The sequence below is a fragment of the Streptomyces sp. NPDC004788 genome (assembly GCF_053601115.1).
Genome location: NZ_JBSGBF010000019.1, coordinates 14,743 through 33,835, shown reverse-complemented (window position 1 = coordinate 33,835; position 19,093 = coordinate 14,743). Strand labels below are relative to the sequence as shown.

Here is a 19,093-nt window from a genome sequence, read left to right as displayed (position 1 = left end):
AGGGAGGGCATGGGTTCTCAGGGACACGGGAGGAGAAGCGTGGGTGGGAGGGGCGCCGGCCAGGGCCCGTCCGACGGGTGGGGGTCGGAACGGACGGGCCCTGGCCGGCCGGATGGGGCCGGACGGGATCCGGGCGGCGGGGACAGGGGACCCGGACCCGCCCGGGGCGCCCGGCGCCTGGCCGGACGGCGACGGTCTCTAGAGCACCGCGCCGGGAGCGGCCGGGGGAGAGGCCAGGGGAACGGCCGGCGGAACGGCCGGCGGAACGGCCAGGGGAGAGGAGACGACCAGATCGATCCGTCCGGTGATCAGTGCCAGATGGATCCGGGTGGGCCAGGAGTCGGCGGCGGTCGTCCCCGGCAGGTCCAGCGCCCACCCGGCGGGGACCGTGACCGCCACGGCGGCACCGGTCTCGGTCCTGATCCGGCCGGCGTGCCCGAGGAGCCGGTGCCAGCCGACGGGCCGTTCCAGGTTGGTGGTCAGGAGTACGCACTCGACGCCACGGGCCACCAACGCCCGTACCGCACCGAGCAGTTCGTCGCCCGCGGGCGCCCATTCGTCGGCCGCGGGACACACCACCTCACCGAAGAGCGGGGCAGCGCACCCTTCCGTACCGCCTTCCGCGCCGCCGTCGGCGGAACCGGCAGCCGGCTCCGGGTGCGGCGGTACGGGCAGGCCGAGCGAGAGCCCGGGCCGCTGCCTGGCGAGGACCAGGGCGGCTCCCCGCGCCTCGGCGGCGCACAGGGCCGCCTCCCGGTCGCCGCAGTCCTCCGGCAACACCTCGACGAGACGGTTGCGGAGCCGGACGGAACCCAGCAGCAGGGGTTCCGTGACCGCGTTCGGCCGCAGCTCCCCGGCAGCCGCCGCCGGCGCGGATCCGGCGCCGCCGCCCGACGTCCGGTAGGCGGCCTCGGCCTCGTCGACCCGGTCGGGGAAGCGGCGGCGCAGCCCCTCGTAGGACAGTGCGGAGGTCCGGGTCATGAAGTGCAGACCGAACTGCGCGGGCGCCATGTGCAGACGCCGCCCGAACGTCTCCCACCAGCGCATGCTCGGCTCCGCCCACTCCTGGGTGCGGGCCACCGGGCCGCGGCGTTCGCTCTCGTACTCGGCGAACGCCGGTCCCGGATCGGTGTTGCGCTGGAGCGCCGCCGCGAGCGAGATCGCGTCCTCCATCGCCATCTTGGTACCGGAGCCGACCGTGAAGTGCGCGGTGTGGGCGGCGTCGCCGAGCAGGACCGCGTTGCCCTCGGACCACCGCTCGTTGTGCACGGTCCGGAAGGTGGACCAACGGCTCCGGTTGCCGATCAGCGGATGCCCGCCGAGATGTTCCGCGAAGATCTCACCGAGCTGGGCCAGGGCCTCCTCGTCGCTGCCGCCCGGATTCCGCGAGAAGTCCCCGGCGCGGTCCATCCCGGACGCCTTCCAGGTGCCCGGATCGGTCTCGACGACGACGGTCGTCATGCCGTCCGCGTACGGGTAGGCGTGGCCGGCGAAGTGCCCGTGCTCCGTCTCGACGAACGCGAACGTCGCCGCGTCGAACGGGGCATGGGTGCCCAGCCACATGTACGGGGACGAGCCGTGCCGCACGGAGGTGCCGAAGCGCTCCGGATCCACGTCCCGGTGGGACGAGTTCGCCCCGTCCGCGTAGACCACGACATCGGCCTCGTCGAGGCTGCCGGGCGCCACGAGCTTCCCGAAGTGGAGCGTGGCGCCGGCCTTCGCGGCCTGCTCCCGCAGGATCAGCAGCAGCGCCCGGCGCGAGATGCTGGAGAAGTCGAACCCGCCGTACCGCAGCGTGGCCCGCGGATGCCGCAGCTCCATGTCCGACACGGCCACGCTCGCGGCGACGATGCGCGCGTGGGTCTCCTGGTCGTTCCTGCGCAGCTCGGACATCGTCCGGGCCGAGAAGACCACACCGAAGCCGGACGCCTCGTCGGGAGCGTTCCGCTCGTACACGTCGACCGATACGGCGGGCCTCGCCATACGGATCAATCGCGCCAGGAACAGCCCTGCGGGCCCGCCCCCGACGACGGCGACCTTTCTCCAACCCCCGGTCAACGCGGCCCCCTCGTTCCTTTGCACGATCAAGTTCCGGCCGATCATGCACGGCGCGTGTCGAGCCTCCGTTGAGCGGATGTTGAGCGGCCTGGACGGGGGCGTTGGGGGCGCTGAGGGGGGAGTCAGGGGGCGCGCGGGTGGACGACGTCGGCGAAGGGGATGGAGGCCTGGCCCCTCACGGTAAGCAGGTCGAAGCGGCGGTCCTCCTGCTCGGATTCCTTGCCCTCTGAGCTCCTCTGCCCGCTGAACGTCGAAATGGAGGCGCCCCAGGTGGAGTCGTCCGTGCCGACGCCCCACCACGAGGTCACGTAACGGGGCTTGCGCGTAACAGCGATCATGTTGCTGCTGTACTTCAATTCACCGTGGTAGTAGAGCGAGTAGCCGCATTCCTCCGGGTCGCAGTAGAACACCGACTTCTTGTCCCACGACTTGTGTGCGGTTCCGAAGGCATCCAGGTCGACCGATCCGTGGTCCTTCCTCATGGCCGATGCGGTGACGTTGGCTTCCAGCACGTCGTACTTCGCCGCACTGGGCACCTCGACCATTTTCTGCGTGCTGTATTCCTGGCCCGGTTCGAACCGATACCCGGGGCCGGTGAAAGGGCCGGTGCCGAGGACCGACCACTCGAAGGACTCGACGTGGCGGGCGACGTCCCCTCCCAGTCCCTGCTCCGGATTCGCCCGCTCTTCCAGTACGTTCTGGAGATTCTGCAGCTCGGTGCTCTTCTCGGCATACGATCCCGTGCGCCCGTACACCTTCCAGCCGTCGGCAAGGATGTACAGCGGGACGGTCCCGCTGTTCTTCAGGTGAAGCGTCACGGGCACGTGGATGACGGGCCGTTCGAGGTCTTTCCGCGGGGTTCCGTAGTGCACCTCCAGTACCAGGTTCGCGGGTGCGGCGGTCGGCTGGTACAGGGTTGAATAGGCGAAGTTTCCCCCGGCCAGAATCGCCGTGATCGCCACCCCGGTCGCGATTTTCGTGGGGTGCGGAGTGCCACGCCAGACCTTCTCGCGAACGACCACCCACAGCGCCCACAGGGACCAGAAGAAATGCGGGAAGAAGGCCAGCGTGTAAATCGTGGCTTCGGTTTCCTGGAACCACAGGAAGACGAGCAGGGTCGTGACGGTCACCGCGATGAGAACGCCGACGAGGACGATGGCCCCAGAGATGTTCAGACGTCGTTTCCCCCAGTGGTCGAAGGTCGCGATGGCCGCCACGCCTTCGGTCACCCCTCCGAGGATGAACAGGTAGCCCGTCATCCGCCCCGCGAACGTCATCGCGTCGAAGGCGTCCGGAACGCCGATGACGATCAGCAGGGCCATGCACGCCACCAGCCCGAACGCCATCACCCCGATGGTCGAGCGCCTGCGCCCCGTAAGGTCCGGCCACACGTCGCTGCCGCCACCCGACCAGCACACCTGCGACCTGTCCTCCAGGTCCAGGTCCCGCGGGTAGCCGTGGTTGCGCAGAATGCGCCGCAGGTCCCGCACAGACCACGCGCGGTCGACCGTCTCTGCCCCGACCCGCACCTCGCGCAGCCCTCGGTTGTCCGGCGGAAGCACTGTGACCCTGGCCTGGCGTTCCATGCCCCCCAGACTCCCCGCCGCCCGCCCGCCGCGCAGCCAGAGCTGCCCCGTTGGAGTGCCGAGCCGCTCTCCGGCTGTGGCCGGCGTCGGACCTCGACGACAGTGGCGCGCCCGCCGCGCAGTGCGGCGACGGCGGCAAGAAAGAAGAAACCCGCCTCAGTGTTCCACTGAGACGGGTTTCCCCGGCGCTTCGGCGCTTCGGCACCTCAGCCGGGCAGTTCCTGCCCGCGTGCCTTCCGGAACATCTTGACGAGCAGGTCCCGGGTGCCTTCGAGCATCGAGGCGAGGAAGATGACCGCGCCGCCGACGATCTGCGACAGGCCCAGCGCCTCGCGGTTGACGAGACCGAACAGGCTCGCGAACACCAGGTCGAGATTGAAGATCACGGAGGTGCGCGCATTGCCGACACGCCGCTGGAAACGGGTCTGGAGGTAGATCGCCAGGGCGGTCGACATGACTCCCATGAAGACGATCGCGATCCAGACGTTGGTGTGGGTCAGCGGCTCCAGGTCGCGCTGGAACGGGAAGTAGAGCAGCGCCACCGTCCCGAACAGGATCTGGAAGAAGCCCAGTGCCAGTCGGTTCACCTCACCCGGCCCGGAGGTCAGCTTTCCGATCAGGCAGATGGTCATGGCGATGGCGAAGGCGGCGAACGCGCCCCACAGATAGCCGACGGAGAGGTCGTCCAGATCCGGTCCGAGGACGATCAGCGCGCCGACGATACCGACGGCGACGGACGCGAGATCCATCTTCGACGGCCGCCCCTGGCCGAGCAGGGGCATGATGAAGGGGATGAACGCGATGCTCATCGTCACGCAGAACGCGGTGCTCGCCGAGGAGAGGTAGTGCAGCGCGTAGCTCTGGCTGATGATGTTGAGCGCGCTGAACAGGCCGATCACCAGGCCGCCGAGGACCGCCTTGCGGTTGGCCCGCAGGGCGACCGGGAGGGCGAACGGCAGCATGGCCACCATGGCCACCAGCGAGCGGGCGAACGCGTACAGACCCGGGTCGACCACAGCCACGGCGTTGTGCGTCAGCGGGAAGCCGATGCCCCAGATGAGCGGGATCGAGAAGATCGCCAGTAGGGCGACGCGATCGGTCTTCTTCTCCGCTTCCAGCACAGGCTCAGCGGTAGTCGACGTACCCATAGAACTTCCCCGGCTCGTAGTTCCAAGTGACGGTGCGGTGCGTCTCCCCGAGCAGCATTTCCGCACGGCGCAGGTCACGGGAGACGAGCAGGCGCTGCAGCCAGCGGTCGGTCCCGTCGTAGCGGGCCTTGAAGGCGGTCCTGCCGTGCACGGTCTTGAGGTTGTCGAGCAGGAGGATCTCTCCGGGGCCGAGATCCACCTCGTACATGCTCTCGTGCAGGACCTTGCGCAGCCTGTCGAGCGCGGCCTGGGCGTGCGGGTTCGTGCCGGCGATGTACTCGTCGTCGTACGCGATCATGGGCGACGCGGGGTCGCCGAACAGGACGCGGATCAGCGGGCCGTTGCCACGCTCGGCGTTGCTGTTGCCGAAGTTGTAGTCCACGCTCGTGCGGAACTGGAACTCGCCGAGCGTGGCGATGTCCTCCTCGCTCAGCAGCGGCAGGATCTCGTCCGCTCCGATCGCGAGTGTCTTGGCGACCCCGGCGGGGTCCCTCCGCAGCCCGCTGAGCATCAGGTAGTCGGGCTGAACCGGGTGGTAGATGTTCTCGTTGTGCAGATCGAGAACGATGGCCGAACTGTCCGAGGATATGTTCGTCTCGTTGTGCTTCGCCGGGCGCACGTTGTGGATCATCGCGCCGTTGCGCTCCTGGCTGTAGCTGAAGGGTTCGCCCAACAGCTTGCCGAGCATGATCAGCGTGAACTCGCTGTAGTAGGTGCCCTTCCCGTTCTCGATGTCCGCCGTGGACTCCGTGGTGGGAATGAGATCGGGGTCGACCGGGGCGTTGCGCAGGAGCAGACGGCCGCCGGGAGCACCGTTCCGCTTGAAGTCGAGCAGCTCGCGGACGTCCTCGTAACCGAGTGCGGCGATAGCCTCCTCGGCGAACGTCGCCGCACGCTCGAACTCGTGGTAGGGGTTGCTCAGTACGGCGTAACGCCGGACCACGTCCGACCACGAGGAGAGGTCGACGGTCGTCATGGGGGTGTCGGTACGTGTCACAGGGCTGCCCTCGCAGTCTCGCCGCCGTCGACGATGTAGTGCTGACCGGTCATGAAGCGGGCGTCGTCGGACGCCAGGAATGCCAGGAAGGCCGCGATCTCCGAAGGGTCGGCGTGCCGGCCCAGCGGGATGTTCGCGTTGACCTGCTCGAACATCTCCTCGGTGTATTCGGCCTTCTGCATCGGCGTCAGCACCGCACCCGGGCAGAGCGCGAGCACGCGGATCCGCGGCGCGAGCTCGTCGGCCATCGTGCGGGAGAGCGCCAGGATCCCCGCCTTGGAGGCGTTGTAGTCCGCGTAGTGCGGGAACGAGGCAAGGGCGTTGATCGAGGACATGTTCACGATCACGCCTTCGGACATGCGCCGCACGGCCTCGCTCGCGACGTAGAAGACGCCGTTGAGGTTGGTGCCGATCACGTTGCGCCACTGGGCGGGCGTGATGGAGCGGAAGCTCTCGTGCCGGACGCTGATTCCCGCGTTGTTGATCAGTACGTCGAGCCGGGGAAAGGTCTTGTCCAGTTCCTGGAAGGCCTCGGCCACCGCGACGTCGTCGGAGACGTCGACGGTGATCGCCGTCTCGATCTGGGGGATCGCCGCCCGGGTCTTTTCGATCGCCTGCACATCGCGGTCGAAGATCGCCACATGCGCGCCCTCTTCGACGAACCTCTGCACGGTGGCCTGCCCGATACCGCTGGCGCCGCCCGTGACGAGAACGTTCTTTCCTTGCAGTCCTTGCATGAAGGATTTCTCCTGGGTGTCGAATCGGATCAGATCTGCTCGAAGACGTTGCGGTCCGGGATCTCGAAGTTCACCGGCCACTGTCCGGAATCGACACGCTTCTTGATGTACGGGAAGTCTCGGTAGAGCTGGCCGAGCAGATGGTGACCCACGACGATCTTCTCGTCGCTCTCCCCGAAGGCCGGCAGGACGCTCAGCTCGGTCTCGAAGTCGAGGTTCATGAAGAAGGGGAAGCTGTAGCGCTCTTCGCCGGTCGTCGCGACGCGGTGCAGAAGCGACTTCAGGCGCCCCCCGGTCAGGAATTCCAGCATGTCGCCGGCGAGCACGAGGAGCGTGTTCTTGAAGACCGGCATGTCGCGCCAGGACCGCGTGGCGCGGTCGTAGGCCACCAGTCCGGGCGAGGTCTGGTGGATGAGCGTGAACAGCTCGTAGTCGGTGTGGGCGCCCATGGTCGTGTCGTCACGCTCGACGAGGACGTCGTTGGCCAGGTAGTGGATCAGACGCAGCTGCGAGGCCGGGCGGGTGATCCACGGCTCGAAGTAGTCCTTGTCCTGCTGGGCGCCGCGCGCGAGCAGCTCCAGGATGTCCCGGGAGATGCGGAAGTTGGCCTCGTAGTACGACTGCAGGGTCTTGGCCATGCCGTCGACCTCGTCCGGGTAGCGGTTGGGCCCCACGAGCTCGAAGCCGAGGCTGCGCTCGGCCGGCAGCGGGTCGCAGTCGTAGCCGATGTCGAAGGCCTCGTAGGCCCGGATGCTCTCGTCGCTGTACGCGCCCTTCTCGGTGACGGGGACATAGCCGCGATGGTTGTCCGAGTCGCCGATGTAGTGGCTCATCTTCGATTCCGTCGGGAGAGCGAAGAAATCGTGCGAGACGTTCTGAAGGTTCTTGAAGAGCTGCGGCGAGATGGCCTGATCAAGGTCGCCGAGATAGAAGTAGCTGTTCTCGGCCAGTGTTTCCAGGACCTGAGCGGGACTTACGTCACCGGAAAGTATGCCCCGGTAGCTGAGGACCGGAAAAGAGTGAATCGCCATGCGTGAAATCCCCCTGGCCTCCGGGCCGACGCAGGCGGCCCCGGAGGCATTCGAGCTAATTCAGTGTGCGGTCGTCGATTCTTTGGGCCGCCACTAGGTCATTGGCGTGGCGGCTTTGAACGCGGCGTCATTCTTGCCAAGAGCTCGAAGGCGAGTCAACGACGATCGACGATCATCCACAGGGCGGTGTCCGATAGTCGGAGCGCGCAGGGGTGTTATGTGCGTGTACGTGAGGGTCGCCGGAGGCGAGTTGTGGCCACTTTGGCCGTAACCCCTCCATTGTTGCGTGACGGCCGTCACAGTATGTTTTCGGCAAAGTGTTACCGGTGGTCATTCGATATGAAACAGCGCCGACACAAAGGAAACGATGGGTGACAGAAAGGGGAGGGCTTGATTCCAATTCTGGTGAATGTGTATCGGTGCAGGTTGATGCAGGTTGATGCGGGTCGATTGAGTGCGAGCAGTTCACGCGAGCACCGCCCCGGCCCCGCCGGCCCCTCGGCCGCCTCGTGCGGTTGGGTCGTATACGGGCGCCGTGGCTCCATGGGCTGCACGCGCCCTGCTGGCGGCCGGTGCCGACAAGCGCGCTGTGGCCCCATGGGAAGGCGCAGGCTGGGCCTGAACGCAGTTGTGATGTCAGACCGCTGGGTGTTCGCGCGGCAGAGGCTCGCGTACGAATGCGGTACATCGCTCGTCGCCTGAACGCCGGGGCGGCAGCGCGTACAACAAGACCCCGTTTCCAGCGTTTCCGCTGATCACGGGGTCTGTGTGGCACTTCCTGCGAAGTGCCCCCGGCAGGATTCGAACCTGCGCACACGGCTCCGGAGGCCGTTGCTCTATCCCCTGAGCTACGGGGGCTTCGCCGCTTCTCGCGGCGACGGGAAGAACACTACCAGCTCTCGGAGGGTGCCTGTGAACAGGTATTTCCGGGGCGTCACGGAGGCGGCGTTCGCTCGCACGGGTCAGAAGTGGGCAAAAGCCGGACGCGGCCGCTCCCCGCGACCTACTCTCGACGTGTGTCAGGGGTGTCCGGGCGGGTGCTGGTTGTGGACGACAACCGGGTGATCCGTCAGCTGATCAGGGTCAATCTCGAACTCGAGGGGTTCGAGGTGGTGACCGCGGCCGATGGTGCCGAGTGTCTGGATGTGGTGCATCAGGTCTGTCCTGATGTGGTCACCCTCGACGTCGTCATGCCCCGCCTCGACGGGCTGAAGACCGCCGCGCGGCTGCGGGAGGATCCGCGGACGAGCCATCTGCCGGTCGCGATCATCAGCGCCTGCACCGAGTACGAGACGGACGGCGCCGGTGTCTCCGGAGTCGACGCGTTCCTCGCGAAGCCCTTCGAGCCGGCCGAGCTCGTCCGGGTCGTACGGCAGCTCATGCACCGGGAGCCGCGGGAGCCGCGGGAGCCGCGGGAGCGGCGCGGGCCGCGGGACGAGGCGGGTGGGCAGGACGCCGGTGAGGAGCCGGCCGCAGGAGAGGGACGCCAGGGGGCCTGGAGCATGAGGCCGCACGGCTAGCGACGGCCGCCTCCGCCGCCGCACCGCCCACATGCCGAAACCCGTTCGCGTTCCCTCCCCCCTCCTCCCCTAGGCTGGTCCCGTGACCCCCGCGGACCTCTCCCTCACCGTGCTGCACGCCGTGCGCCGTGCGGTCGACGAAGGTGCGCTCCGGGTCGAGGTGCCCCCGCGCGTCAAGGTCGAGCGGCCGCGGGCCGGGGGAGTCGGCGACTACGCCAGCAGTGTGGCCCTCGGGCTCGCCCGGCCCGCCGGGCTCGACGCCCGCGCCGTGGCCGCGATCCTCAGGGAACGGCTCCACCCCCATCCCGGCATCCGTGCCGTCGACATCACCGGGCCCGGCTTCCTCAACTTCACCCTGGACGAGCAGGACGACACGCGCGTCGTCCGGCGCGTACTCGCCGAAGGCCTCCGGTACGGGCACTCCACCGCGCTCTCCGGCACCCGCCCACGACTCCGTCCCGCCGCCGAGCCCCGCGCCGCGCTGGTCACCGAGACCGTGCTGAGGCTGCTCCGCTCCCAGGGTGCCGACGCCCGCCTCGACCCCGACGGTGAGCCGCTTCCCGTACTCCCGGTGCCCTGCGATGCCTACGAGGCATACGAGACCATCGGCGACGACGCCGCGCGCTGGGCCCTGCTCCGGCCCGCCGCGCACCATCTCGCCCTCGCCGGCACGCCCCTCCTCGTCCAGCACGAGCGCAATCCGCTCTTCCGGGTGCGGTATGCCCACGCACGGACGCACAGACTCGTGGTCAACGGTGCGCAGCTCGGGGTCACCCCCCGCTACGAGCGTCCTGTCGACGCCCCGCGCCTCCTCACCCTCCTCGGCGACCACCCGGACCTCCTGCTCTCCGCCGCCCGCCTCCGCGCCCCCGACCGGGTCGCCCGGCATCTGGAGAGCGTCGCCGACGCGCTGCTCGCGTTCCAGCACACCGTCCTCCCCCTCGGTGACGAGAAACCCTCGGCCGCCCACCGTTCCCGGCTCGCGCTCGCCGAAGCCGCCGGGACGGTGCTCGCCGGTGGCCTCTCCCTGCTCGGCATCAGCGCACCCGACCAGATCTGAAAGAGCCAGTCGTCATGAGCCGTTCCGCCCACCCCGCCGGGCCCCGTCACGCCGATGTCCTTCCCGAGGGGCACTACTCCGCGCCGCCCGCCGACCTCAACCACCTCGACCCCAAGGTCTGGGCCCGGACCGTCACCCGGGACGAGCGGGGACAGCTGACCGTCGGGGGTCTGAGCGTCGCCGAACTCCGCGAGGAGTTCGGCACTCCCGCCTACTTCCTCGACGAGTCCGACTTCCGTGCCCGCTGCCGGGCCTGGGCCGACGCCTTCGGCAAGGACGCGGACGTCTTCTACGCCGGGAAGGCGTTCCTCTCCCGTGCCATCGTCCGGTGGCTCAAGGAAGAGGGGCTCAACCTCGACGTCTGCTCCGGCGGTGAGCTCTCCACCGCCCTCTCCGCCGGCATGCCCGCCGAGCGCATCGCCTTCCACGGCAACAACAAGAGCACCGAGGAGATCGAGCGGGCCGTCGGCGCCGGCGTCGGGCGCATCGTCCTCGACTCCTTCCAGGAGATCGTCCGCGTCGCCCACGTCGCGCAGGCACTGGGGAAGCGGCAGCGGGTGCAGATCCGGGTGACCGTCGGCGTCGAGGCGCACACCCACGAGTTCATCGCCACCGCCCACGAGGACCAGAAGTTCGGCATCGCGCTCGCCGGCGGCCAGGCCGCCGAGGCGGTGCGCCGGGCCCTCGCGCTCGACTCGCTCGAACTCATCGGCATCCACTCGCACATCGGCTCGCAGATCTTCGACATGGCCGGCTTCGAGGTGTCCGCGCGCCGCGTCGTGCAGCTGCTCGCCGAGGTGCGCGACGAGCACGGCGTCGAGCTGCCCGAGATCGACCTCGGCGGCGGGCTCGGGATCGCGTACACGTCGGACGACGATCCGCGCGAGCCGCACCACATCGCCAAGGCGCTCACCGAGATCGTCACCCGCGAGTGCGAGGCCGCCGGGCTGCGGACGCCGCGGATCTCCGTCGAGCCGGGCCGGGCCATCGTCGGCCCGACCGCGTTCACGCTGTACGAGGTGGGCACGGTCAAGCCGCTGGAGGGGCTGCGCACGTACGTCTCCGTCGACGGCGGCATGTCGGACAACATCCGCACCGCGCTGTACGACGCCGAGTACAGCGTCGTCCTCGCCTCCCGCACCAGTGACGCCGAGCCCATGCTCTCCCGCGTCGTCGGCAAGCACTGCGAGAGCGGCGACATCGTCGTGCGCGACGCGTTCCTGCCCGCCGACGTGGCCCCCGGCGACCTGATCGCCGTCCCCGCCACCGGGGCGTACTGCCGCTCCATGGCGAGCAACTACAACCACGCGCTGCGCCCGCCCGTCGTGGCGGTACGCGACGGCGAGGCGCGCGTCATCGTGCGGCGCGAGACGGAGGAAGATCTCCTGCGTCTCGACGTCGGGTGACGAAAATAGTCATGTGATGGAATCCATGTCTCGCCATCCGGACAAAGCCCTGAAATGGACGTCCGGTGCGTGAGACTGGTTCCACCGTAGGGATCCCGTGGGGATACGACGCAGAGAACCGTAGAGATACGGATCAGTAGGTTCGAGAAACGAGGTCGGATGATGCGTACGCGTCCGCTGAAGGTGGCGCTGCTGGGCTGTGGAGTGGTCGGCTCAGAGGTGGCGCGCATCATGACGACGCACGCCGACGACCTCGCCGCGCGCATCGGCGCGCCGGTCGAGCTCGCCGGCGTCGCCGTCCGCCGGCCCGACAAGGTCCGGGCCGGCATCCCGGCCGAGCTGCTCACCACCGACGCCACCGCCCTCGTCAAACGCGGCGACATCGACGTCGTCGTCGAGGTCATCGGCGGCATCGAGCCGGCCCGCACCCTCATCACCACCGCCTTCGAGCACGGCGCCTCCGTCGTCTCCGCCAACAAGGCGCTGCTCGCCCAGGACGGCGCGACCCTCTACGCCGCCGCCGAGCAGCACGGGCAGGACCTCTACTACGAGGCCGCCGTCGCCGGCGCCATCCCGCTGATCCGGCCGCTGCGCGAGTCCCTCGCCGGCGACAAGATCAACCGGGTGATGGGCATCGTCAACGGCACGACCAACTTCATCCTCGACAAGATGGACACCTCCGGAGCCGGCTACTCCGAGGCCCTCGACGAGGCCACCGCCCTCGGCTACGCCGAGGCCGACCCGACCGCCGACGTCGAGGGCTTCGACGCCGCCGCCAAGGCCGCCATCCTCGCCGGGATCGCCTTCCACACCCGGGTCCGCCTCGACGACGTCTACCGCGAGGGCATGACCGAGGTCACCGCGGCCGACTTCGCCTCCGCCAAGGAGATGGGCTGCACCATCAAGCTGCTCGCGATCTGCGAGCGGGCCGCCGACGGCGGGTCCGTCACCGCGCGCGTGCACCCCGCGATGATCCCGCTCAGCCACCCGCTCGCCTCCGTCCGCGAGGCGTACAACGCGGTCTTCGTCGAGGCGGAGGCCGCCGGGCAGCTCATGTTCTACGGCCCCGGGGCGGGCGGCTCGCCGACCGCCTCCGCCGTTCTCGGCGACGTCGTCGCCGTCTGCCGCAACCGTCTCAACGAGGCGACGGGCCCCGGCGAGTCCGCGTACACCCAGCTGCCCGTGAGCCCCATGGGCGACGTGGTGACGCGGTACCACATCAGCCTCGACGTGGCCGACAAGCCGGGCGTGCTCGCCCAGGTCGCGACGGTCTTCGCCGAGCACGGCGTATCCATCGATACGGTGCGCCAGCAGGGCAAGGACGGCGAGGCATCGCTCGTCGTCGTCACCCACCGCGCGCCCGACGCCGCCCTCTCCGGGACCGTCGAGGCGCTGCGCAAGCTCGACACCGTGCGCGGTGTCGCCAGCATCATGCGTGTTGAAGGGGAGTAAGGACCCATGACCAGCAAGGGCACCCACCAGTGGCGCGGCATCATCGAGGAGTACCGGGACCGCCTTCCGGTCACGGACACGACGCCGGTCGTCACGCTCCGTGAGGGCGGCACGCCGCTCGTCCCCGCTCAGGTCCTCTCCGAGCGCACGGGCTGCGAGGTGCACCTCAAGGTCGAGGGCGCCAACCCCACCGGCTCCTTCAAGGACCGGGGCATGACCATGGCCATCTCGAAGGCCAAGGAGGACGGCGCCAAGGCCGTCATCTGCGCCTCCACCGGCAACACCTCGGCCTCCGCCGCCGCCTACGCGGTGCGCGCCGGGATGGTCTCCGCGGTCCTCGTGCCGCGGGGCAAGATCGCGCTCGGCAAGATGGGCCAGGCCCTCGTGCACGGCGCGAAGATCCTCCAGGTCGACGGCAACTTCGACGACTGTCTGGACCTGGCCCGCGCGCTGTCCGACAACTACCCCGTCGCGCTGGTCAATTCCGTCAACCCGGTCCGTATCGAGGGCCAGAAGACCGCCGCCTTCGAGATCGTGGACATGCTGGGCGACGCCCCCGACATCCACGTCCTCCCGGTCGGCAACGCGGGCAACATCACCGCGTACTGGAAGGGGTACCGGGAGTACGCCGCCGACGGCCTCGCCGCGCGCACCCCGCGCATGTGGGGCTTCCAGGCCTCCGGCTCCGCCCCGCTGGTGCGCGGCGAGGTCGTGAAGGACCCGGCGACCATCGCCACCGCGATCCGCATCGGCAACCCGGCCTCCTGGGAGTACGCGATCGCCGCGCGCGACGAGTCGGGCGGCCTCATCGACGAGGTGACGGACCGTGAGATCCTGCAGGCGTACCGCCTGTTGGCCTCGCAGGAGGGCGTCTTCGTCGAGCCCGCCTCGGCCGCCTCGGTCGCCGGTCTGCTGAAGGCCGCCGCCCAGGGCAAGGTGGACCCGGGCCAGACCATCGTCTGCACGGTCACCGGCAACGGCCTCAAGGACCCCGACTGGGCCGTCGCCGGCGCGCCGCAGCCGGTCACCGTCCCGGTCGACGCCTCGGCCGCCGCCGAGCGCCTCGGCCTGGCCTGAAACCGGCGCTGAGCCGCCACCGAAGCACCGCTGGGTGGGTTCTTGATCGGGGGTAAAACCCGATCAGGAACCCACACAGATGCACAGGTTGCCCCGCGACACGCATCGTGCGCCTCCTGTGCGCCCTATGTCGCCACAGAACCTTCCTTCGATAGGCTGTATCGAACCCGCCCCGCCACATGTGTGCGGTGTTGTCGCCGTCGTCGCCCTCAGGCGCGAACGGCCCCCGGGTTCCGTGTACTTCCTTCGAGTCACCCCGCACGTCAAGGAGATCATCGAGCGATGGCCGGTCCAGCGTTCCGCGCCGCCGCCGTACGGGTGCGCGTCCCCGCCACCAGCGCCAACCTCGGCCCGGGCTTCGACGCCTTCGGCCTGGCGCTGGGCCTCTACGACGACGTCGTCGTCCGGGTCGCCGACTCCGGGCTGCACGTCGACATCGCCGGAGAGGGCGCCGACACCCTGCCGCGTGACGAGAGCCACCTGCTCGTACGTTCCATGCGCACGGCCTTCGACCTGCTCGGCGGGCAGCCGCGCGGCCTCGAGGTCGTCTGCGCCAACCGCATCCCGCACGGCCGCGGCCTCGGCTCCTCCTCCGCCGCCATCTGCGCCGGCATCATGGCCGCCCGCGCCGTGACCATAGGCGGCGACGCCCGCCTCGACGAGGCCGGCCTGCTCGAACTCGCCACCGAGATCGAGGGCCACCCCGACAACGTCGCCGCCTGTCTGCTCGGCGGCTTCACGCTCGCCTGGACCGAGGTCGGCGCCGCCCGGGCGATCACGATGGACCCCCACGATTCCATCGTTCCGGTGGTTTTCGTCCCCGGAAAGCCCGTCCTCACCAAGACCGCCCGCGGCCTGCTCCCGCGCACCGTCCCGCACGTGGACGCCGCCGCCAACGCCGGCCGGGCCGCCCTCCTCGTCGAGGCCCTGACCCGCCGCCCCGAGCTGCTGCTCGCGGCCACCGAGGACCGGCTGCACCAGGAGTACCGGGCGCCCGCGATGCCCGAGAGCATCGCCCTTGTGAACCGGCTGCGGGCGGACGGAGTGCCCGCGGTCATCTCCGGCGCGGGCCCCACGGTGCTCGCACTGGCGGAGCCGGGAACGGCCGACAAGGTCGCCCTGCTCGCGGGCGAGGGCTGGGCCGCCAACCGGCTCGACCTCGACCACTCCGGGGCGAGCGTCCTGCCGCTCGCGCCCTGACGCACGGGGGCCGTCCCCGCCGGGCGGCCCGCACGGTGCGCGCGGGTTCCTGAGCCGGGGATCCGCGCGGACACGAGATCGCCGGTGAGCCGGACACGGGATTGCCGGTGACGGAGAGGGGGAATGTTTGTTGGAGCCGGTAGTGTTAACCTCAAGCTTGTGCACCCGACGTCTTCAAGGCGCGGTGCTGAGTGTCCCCATCAGGGACCACCAATTCTTCCGGGAGCCTCCTCCACTGCCTGAGCAGCCTGCCTGAGCAGTTTCGAGCACGCTCCGGAACCGGCACGACACCCCTCGCTCTTCTCTTGGTGAGGGCCGAGCAGGGGGCGCTCGGGCCGGACCCAGCACGTTTTCTCTCTTTCCGCCGCACCCGGCGGGACCACCGCCCCGACACGGCCCACCAAGCAGGGCCGATGCCGGACAGCACAACCGGTCGCCGAGCCAGATGGCCGACGTCCGCTCCAGGGAAGGACCCTTCGTGAGCGACACCACCGATCTGATGGGCGTGACTGCCGACAACAGTGTCGACGCCGCCGCGCCCGCCGCAGGTGCTGCCTCCGGCACCACCGCACGGCGCCGCCGCTCCGGCACCGGCCTCGAGGGCATGGTCCTGGCCGAGCTGCAGCAGGTCGCGTCCGGCCTCGGCATCAGGGGCACCGCGCGGATGCGCAAGGGCCAGCTGATCGAGGTCATCAAGGAGGCGCAGGCCGGGGGCTCCGGTGCCGCCGCGTCCGCCAAGTCCGCGGACGCCGCCGAGACCAAGCCGAAGCGCCGCGCCACCTCCAAGGCCCGTACGGGCGAGACCGCCGCCGAGGCCGCGCCGAAGGCCGACAAGGCCGAGCCGGTCGCCCAGCAGCAGATCGAGATCCCGGGCCAGCCGGCCGCCGACGACGCCCCCGCGGGCGAGCGCCGCCGCCGCCGTGCCACCGCCCCCGCCGGTTCGCCGGAGGGCGCCGAGCCCAAGGCCGCCGAGGCCGTGCAGGCCGTCAAGACCGAGGCCCGTACGGCCGAGGCCAGGACCGAGGCGCAGCCGCAGGCCGACGCCAAGGCCGAGGCCGCCGTCGACGGCGCCGAGGGCCGCGGCCGCCGCGACCGCGGTGAGCGGGGCGAGCGCGGTGACCGCCGCGACCGCCGCGACCGCCAGGACCGTCAGCGCGACCGCAAGGGCGACGAGCAGCAGGGCGGTGGCCAGGGCGGCCAGCGCCAGCAGCGCCAGGGCGGCCAGCAGGGTCCGCAGGGCGGCCAGCAGGGCCCGCAGGACGAGGACGACTTCGAGGGCGGCCGGCGCGGCCGGCGCGGGCGCTACCGCGACCGTCGTGGCCGTCGCGGCCGTGACGAGTTCGCCGGCGGCGGCGAGCCGCAGGTCTCCGAGGACGACGTCCTGATCCCCGTGGCGGGCATCCTCGACATCCTCGACAACTACGCGTTCATCCGGACCTCCGGCTACCTGCCCGGCCCGAACGACGTGTACGTCTCCCTCGCCCAGGTCCGCAAGAGCGGCCTGCGCAAGGGCGACCACGTCACCGGTGCCGTGCGCCAGCCGAAGGAGGGCGAGCGCCGCGAGAAGTTCAACGCGCTGGTGCGCCTCGACTCGGTCAACGGCATGGCGCCGGAGTCCGGCCGCGGCCGCCCCGAGTTCAACAAGCTCACGCCGCTCTACCCGCAGGACCGGCTCCGTCTGGAGACCGACCCGGGCGTGCTGACCACGCGGATCATCGACCTCGTGTCGCCGATCGGCAAGGGCCAGCGCGGTCTGATCGTGGCCCCGCCGAAGACCGGCAAGACCATGATCATGCAGGCGATCGCCAACGCGATCACCCACAACAACCCCGAGTGCCACCTGATGGTCGTCCTGGTCGACGAGCGTCCGGAAGAGGTCACCGACATGCAGCGGTCGGTGAAGGGCGAGGTCATCTCCTCGACCTTCGACCGCCCGGCCGAGGACCACACCACGGTCGCCGAGCTGGCCATCGAGCGCGCCAAGCGCCTCGTGGAGCTGGGTCACGACGTGGTCGTCCTGCTCGACTCCATCACCCGTCTGGGCCGCGCGTACAACCTCGCGGCGCCCGCCTCCGGCCGCATCCTGTCCGGTGGTGTCGACTCGACCGCGCTCTACCCGCCGAAGCGCTTCTTCGGTGCCGCGCGCAACATCGAGGACGGCGGCTCGCTGACCATCCTGGCCACCGCGCTGGTCGACACCGGCTCGCGCATGGACGAGGTGATCTTCGAGGAGTTCAAGGGCACCGGCAACATGGAGCTCAAGCTCGACCGGAAGCTCGCCGACAAGCGCATCTTCCCGGCCGTCGACGTCGACGCCTCGGGTACGCGCAAGGAGGAGATCCTGCTCGGCAGCGACGAGCTCGCCATCACCTGGAAGCTGCGTCGCGTGCTGCACGCGCTCGACCAGCAGCAGGCGATCGAGCTGCTGCTCGACAAGCTCAAGCAGACGAAGTCGAACGGCGAGTTCCTGCTGCAGATCCAGAAGACGACGCCCGGCGGCAACAACGACTGACGCCGAGAGGTCCGTCACACGAGAGCACGAGGCTCTGCCTCCGTAACCTCGCCGTGACCTGCGCAAACGACCGCGCCCACCGAGTTCGCTCGGTGGGCGCGGTCGTGTTTGCGATGATCACTCACCGAAACCCCACAGCCTCCTATGCAACCCTTTCGGGTGGTTCGCCGTCACCCAAGGTGAACCGATGGCTAAGGGATGGCGATGAGCGAGCAGAAGACGAAGGGCCGAATACGGGCCGGCGGCGGTCACCGCCGCAAGCCGCCCGCCAAGGGGCGCCGCGCCGCGACCGTCGCCGCCTGGGGCGCCGCCGGGGTCGTCCTCGTCGGCGGCTCCGGGCTCGGCTACGTGTACGTCAAGCTGAACGGCAACCTCAAGGGCGTCGACATCAACGGGCAGCTCGGCAAGGACCGGCCCGACGACGTCGACAACGGCTCGATGGACATCCTCGTGCTCGGCTCCGACTCCCGCTCCGGCGCCAACGGCGAGTACGGCAGGGACGAGGGCGCCGCCCGCTCCGACACCGCGATGGTCGTGCACGTCTACGAGGGCCACAAGAAGGCGTCCGTGGTCTCCATCCCGCGCGACACGCTCATCGACCGCCCGCGCTGCACCGACGCCAAGGGCAACAAGGTCGCCGGTGAGCACCGGGCCATGTTCAACACCGCGTACGAGGTCGGCGGGCCGGCCTGCGCCGTGAAGACCGTCGAGTCGATGTCCGGCATCCGCATGGACCACTACATCGAGGTCGACTTCACCGGCTTCAAGAAGCTCATCGACAAGCTCGGCGGCGTCGAGATCACCACGACCAAGGCCATCAAGGACTCCAAGAGCCACCTCGACCTCGCCCCGGGCACGCACACCCTGGACGGCGAGCAGTCCCTCGGCCTGGTCCGCACCCGCAAGAGCGTCGGCGACGGCAGCGACCTCGGCCGCATCCAGCTCCAGCAGGCGTTCATGAAGGCGTTCATCGACCAGGTGAAGAGCGTCGGCGTCTTCTCGAACCCGAAGAAGCTCTTCGACGTCGCCGACACCGCCACCAAGGCCATCACGCCGGACTCCGAGCTCGACTCCGCGGCCGAGCTGATGGGCTTCGCGAAGGGCCTGTCCGGGCTCGGCGCCAAGGACGTCCACATGGTGACGATGCCGGTCCGCTACGACCCGGTGGACCCCAACCGCGTGGTGCCCCTGGAGGCGCAGGCGCAGCAGGTCTGGAACGCCCTCAAGGCCGACCGGCCGATCCCCGCGTCGGCCACCAGGGACACCGCCGCGGGCAAGGCCGGCGGCCTCGTGAAGTAGCCCCTGGGGG

14 protein-coding genes and 1 tRNA gene are annotated in these 19,093 nt (G+C 69.8%); 8 read left to right on the top strand and 7 right to left on the bottom strand.

What is annotated here, in order from left to right; genetic code table 11:
- Positions 1-198: 198 nt before the first annotated feature.
- The 7 genes from ACWEJX_RS11535 to ACWEJX_RS11505 form a co-directional block, all read right to left on the bottom strand.
- Positions 199-2,103: an FAD-dependent monooxygenase gene (locus ACWEJX_RS11535; RefSeq protein ID WP_451607273.1), complete on the bottom strand. Its 1,905-nt coding sequence runs from the start codon at positions 2,101-2,103 to the stop codon at positions 199-201.
- Positions 2,104-2,180: 77 nt separating this feature from the next.
- Positions 2,181-3,644: a hypothetical protein gene (locus ACWEJX_RS11530; RefSeq protein ID WP_451607272.1), complete on the bottom strand. Its 1,464-nt coding sequence runs from the start codon at positions 3,642-3,644 to the stop codon at positions 2,181-2,183.
- A 206-nt stretch (positions 3,645-3,850) separates the two neighbouring features.
- Entirely contained in the window at positions 3,851-4,765 is a 915-nt protein-coding gene (locus ACWEJX_RS11525; RefSeq protein WP_451607271.1) for a DMT family transporter, read from the bottom strand.
- Between the two features lie 4 nt (positions 4,766-4,769).
- Positions 4,770-5,768 (bottom strand): TauD/TfdA family dioxygenase, encoded by a 999-nt coding sequence (locus ACWEJX_RS11520; RefSeq protein ID WP_451607270.1) that lies wholly within the window; start codon positions 5,766-5,768, stop codon positions 4,770-4,772.
- 17 nt (positions 5,769-5,785) lie between these two features.
- Positions 5,786-6,607, bottom strand: a complete 822-nt coding sequence (locus tag ACWEJX_RS11515; RefSeq protein ID WP_451607269.1) for an SDR family NAD(P)-dependent oxidoreductase — start codon at positions 6,605-6,607, stop codon at positions 5,786-5,788.
- A complete protein-coding gene (locus ACWEJX_RS11510) occupies positions 6,556-7,557 on the bottom strand; it encodes an isopenicillin N synthase family dioxygenase (RefSeq protein WP_451607268.1) in 1,002 nt (333 codons plus the stop codon). The genes ACWEJX_RS11515 and ACWEJX_RS11510 overlap by 52 nt, the downstream gene beginning before the upstream one ends.
- 786 nt (positions 7,558-8,343) lie before the next feature.
- Positions 8,344-8,415 (bottom strand) — tRNA-Arg (locus ACWEJX_RS11505).
- Positions 8,416-8,573: 158 nt separating this feature from the next.
- Here ACWEJX_RS11505 and ACWEJX_RS11500 point away from each other — a divergent pair.
- From ACWEJX_RS11500 to ACWEJX_RS11465, 8 genes are all read left to right on the top strand, one after another.
- Positions 8,574-9,077 (top strand): response regulator, encoded by a 504-nt coding sequence (locus ACWEJX_RS11500; protein ID WP_451607267.1) that lies wholly within the window; start codon positions 8,574-8,576, stop codon positions 9,075-9,077.
- A gap of 82 nt (positions 9,078-9,159) precedes the next feature.
- Entirely contained in the window at positions 9,160-10,137 is a 978-nt protein-coding gene (gene nrtL / locus ACWEJX_RS11495; protein WP_451607266.1) for an ArgS-related anticodon-binding protein NrtL, read from the top strand.
- 14 nt (positions 10,138-10,151) lie between these two features.
- Positions 10,152-11,543 carry a diaminopimelate decarboxylase gene (gene lysA / locus ACWEJX_RS11490; RefSeq protein ID WP_451607265.1) on the top strand — a complete coding sequence of 464 codons (1,392 nt, stop codon included), beginning with the start codon at positions 10,152-10,154 and terminating at the stop codon, positions 11,541-11,543.
- A gap of 159 nt (positions 11,544-11,702) precedes the next feature.
- Positions 11,703-12,995, top strand: coding sequence for a homoserine dehydrogenase (locus tag ACWEJX_RS11485; RefSeq protein ID WP_403792071.1), 1,293 nt, complete (start codon positions 11,703-11,705; stop codon positions 12,993-12,995).
- A 6-nt stretch (positions 12,996-13,001) separates the two neighbouring features.
- On the top strand, positions 13,002-14,072 hold the full coding sequence (gene thrC, locus ACWEJX_RS11480; RefSeq protein WP_451607264.1) for a threonine synthase: 1,071 nt from the start codon (positions 13,002-13,004) through the stop codon (positions 14,070-14,072).
- A 282-nt stretch (positions 14,073-14,354) separates the two neighbouring features.
- Positions 14,355-15,272, top strand: a complete 918-nt coding sequence (gene thrB / locus ACWEJX_RS11475; RefSeq protein WP_403792067.1) for a homoserine kinase — start codon at positions 14,355-14,357, stop codon at positions 15,270-15,272.
- Between the two features lie 478 nt (positions 15,273-15,750).
- Positions 15,751-17,784, top strand: coding sequence for a transcription termination factor Rho (gene rho, locus ACWEJX_RS11470; RefSeq protein ID WP_451607263.1), 2,034 nt, complete (start codon positions 15,751-15,753; stop codon positions 17,782-17,784).
- A 204-nt stretch (positions 17,785-17,988) separates the two neighbouring features.
- Positions 17,989-19,083, top strand: coding sequence for an LCP family protein (locus ACWEJX_RS11465; RefSeq protein ID WP_451607262.1), 1,095 nt, complete (start codon positions 17,989-17,991; stop codon positions 19,081-19,083).
- The last annotated feature ends 10 nt before the right edge of the window (positions 19,084-19,093 follow it).

Excerpts from the sequence above, each read along its gene's own strand:
- ACWEJX_RS11520 (WP_451607270.1), bottom strand. The coding sequence starts at position 5,768 with ATGACGACCGTCGACCTCTCCTCGTGGTCGGACGTGGTCCGGCGTTAC.
- thrC (WP_451607264.1), top strand. The coding sequence starts at position 13,002 with ATGACCAGCAAGGGCACCCACCAGTGGCGCGGCATCATCGAGGAGTAC.
- lysA (WP_451607265.1), top strand. The coding sequence starts at position 10,152 with ATGAGCCGTTCCGCCCACCCCGCCGGGCCCCGTCACGCCGATGTCCTT.
- ACWEJX_RS11510 (WP_451607268.1), bottom strand. The coding sequence starts at position 7,557 with ATGGCGATTCACTCTTTTCCGGTCCTCAGCTACCGGGGCATACTTTCC.
- ACWEJX_RS11465 (WP_451607262.1), top strand. The coding sequence starts at position 17,989 with ATGAGCGAGCAGAAGACGAAGGGCCGAATACGGGCCGGCGGCGGTCAC.
- ACWEJX_RS11485 (WP_403792071.1), top strand. The coding sequence starts at position 11,703 with ATGATGCGTACGCGTCCGCTGAAGGTGGCGCTGCTGGGCTGTGGAGTG.
- ACWEJX_RS11535 (WP_451607273.1), bottom strand. The coding sequence starts at position 2,103 with ATGATCGGCCGGAACTTGATCGTGCAAAGGAACGAGGGGGCCGCGTTG.
- thrB (WP_403792067.1), top strand. The coding sequence starts at position 14,355 with ATGGCCGGTCCAGCGTTCCGCGCCGCCGCCGTACGGGTGCGCGTCCCC.
- ACWEJX_RS11530 (WP_451607272.1), bottom strand. The coding sequence starts at position 3,644 with ATGGAACGCCAGGCCAGGGTCACAGTGCTTCCGCCGGACAACCGAGGG.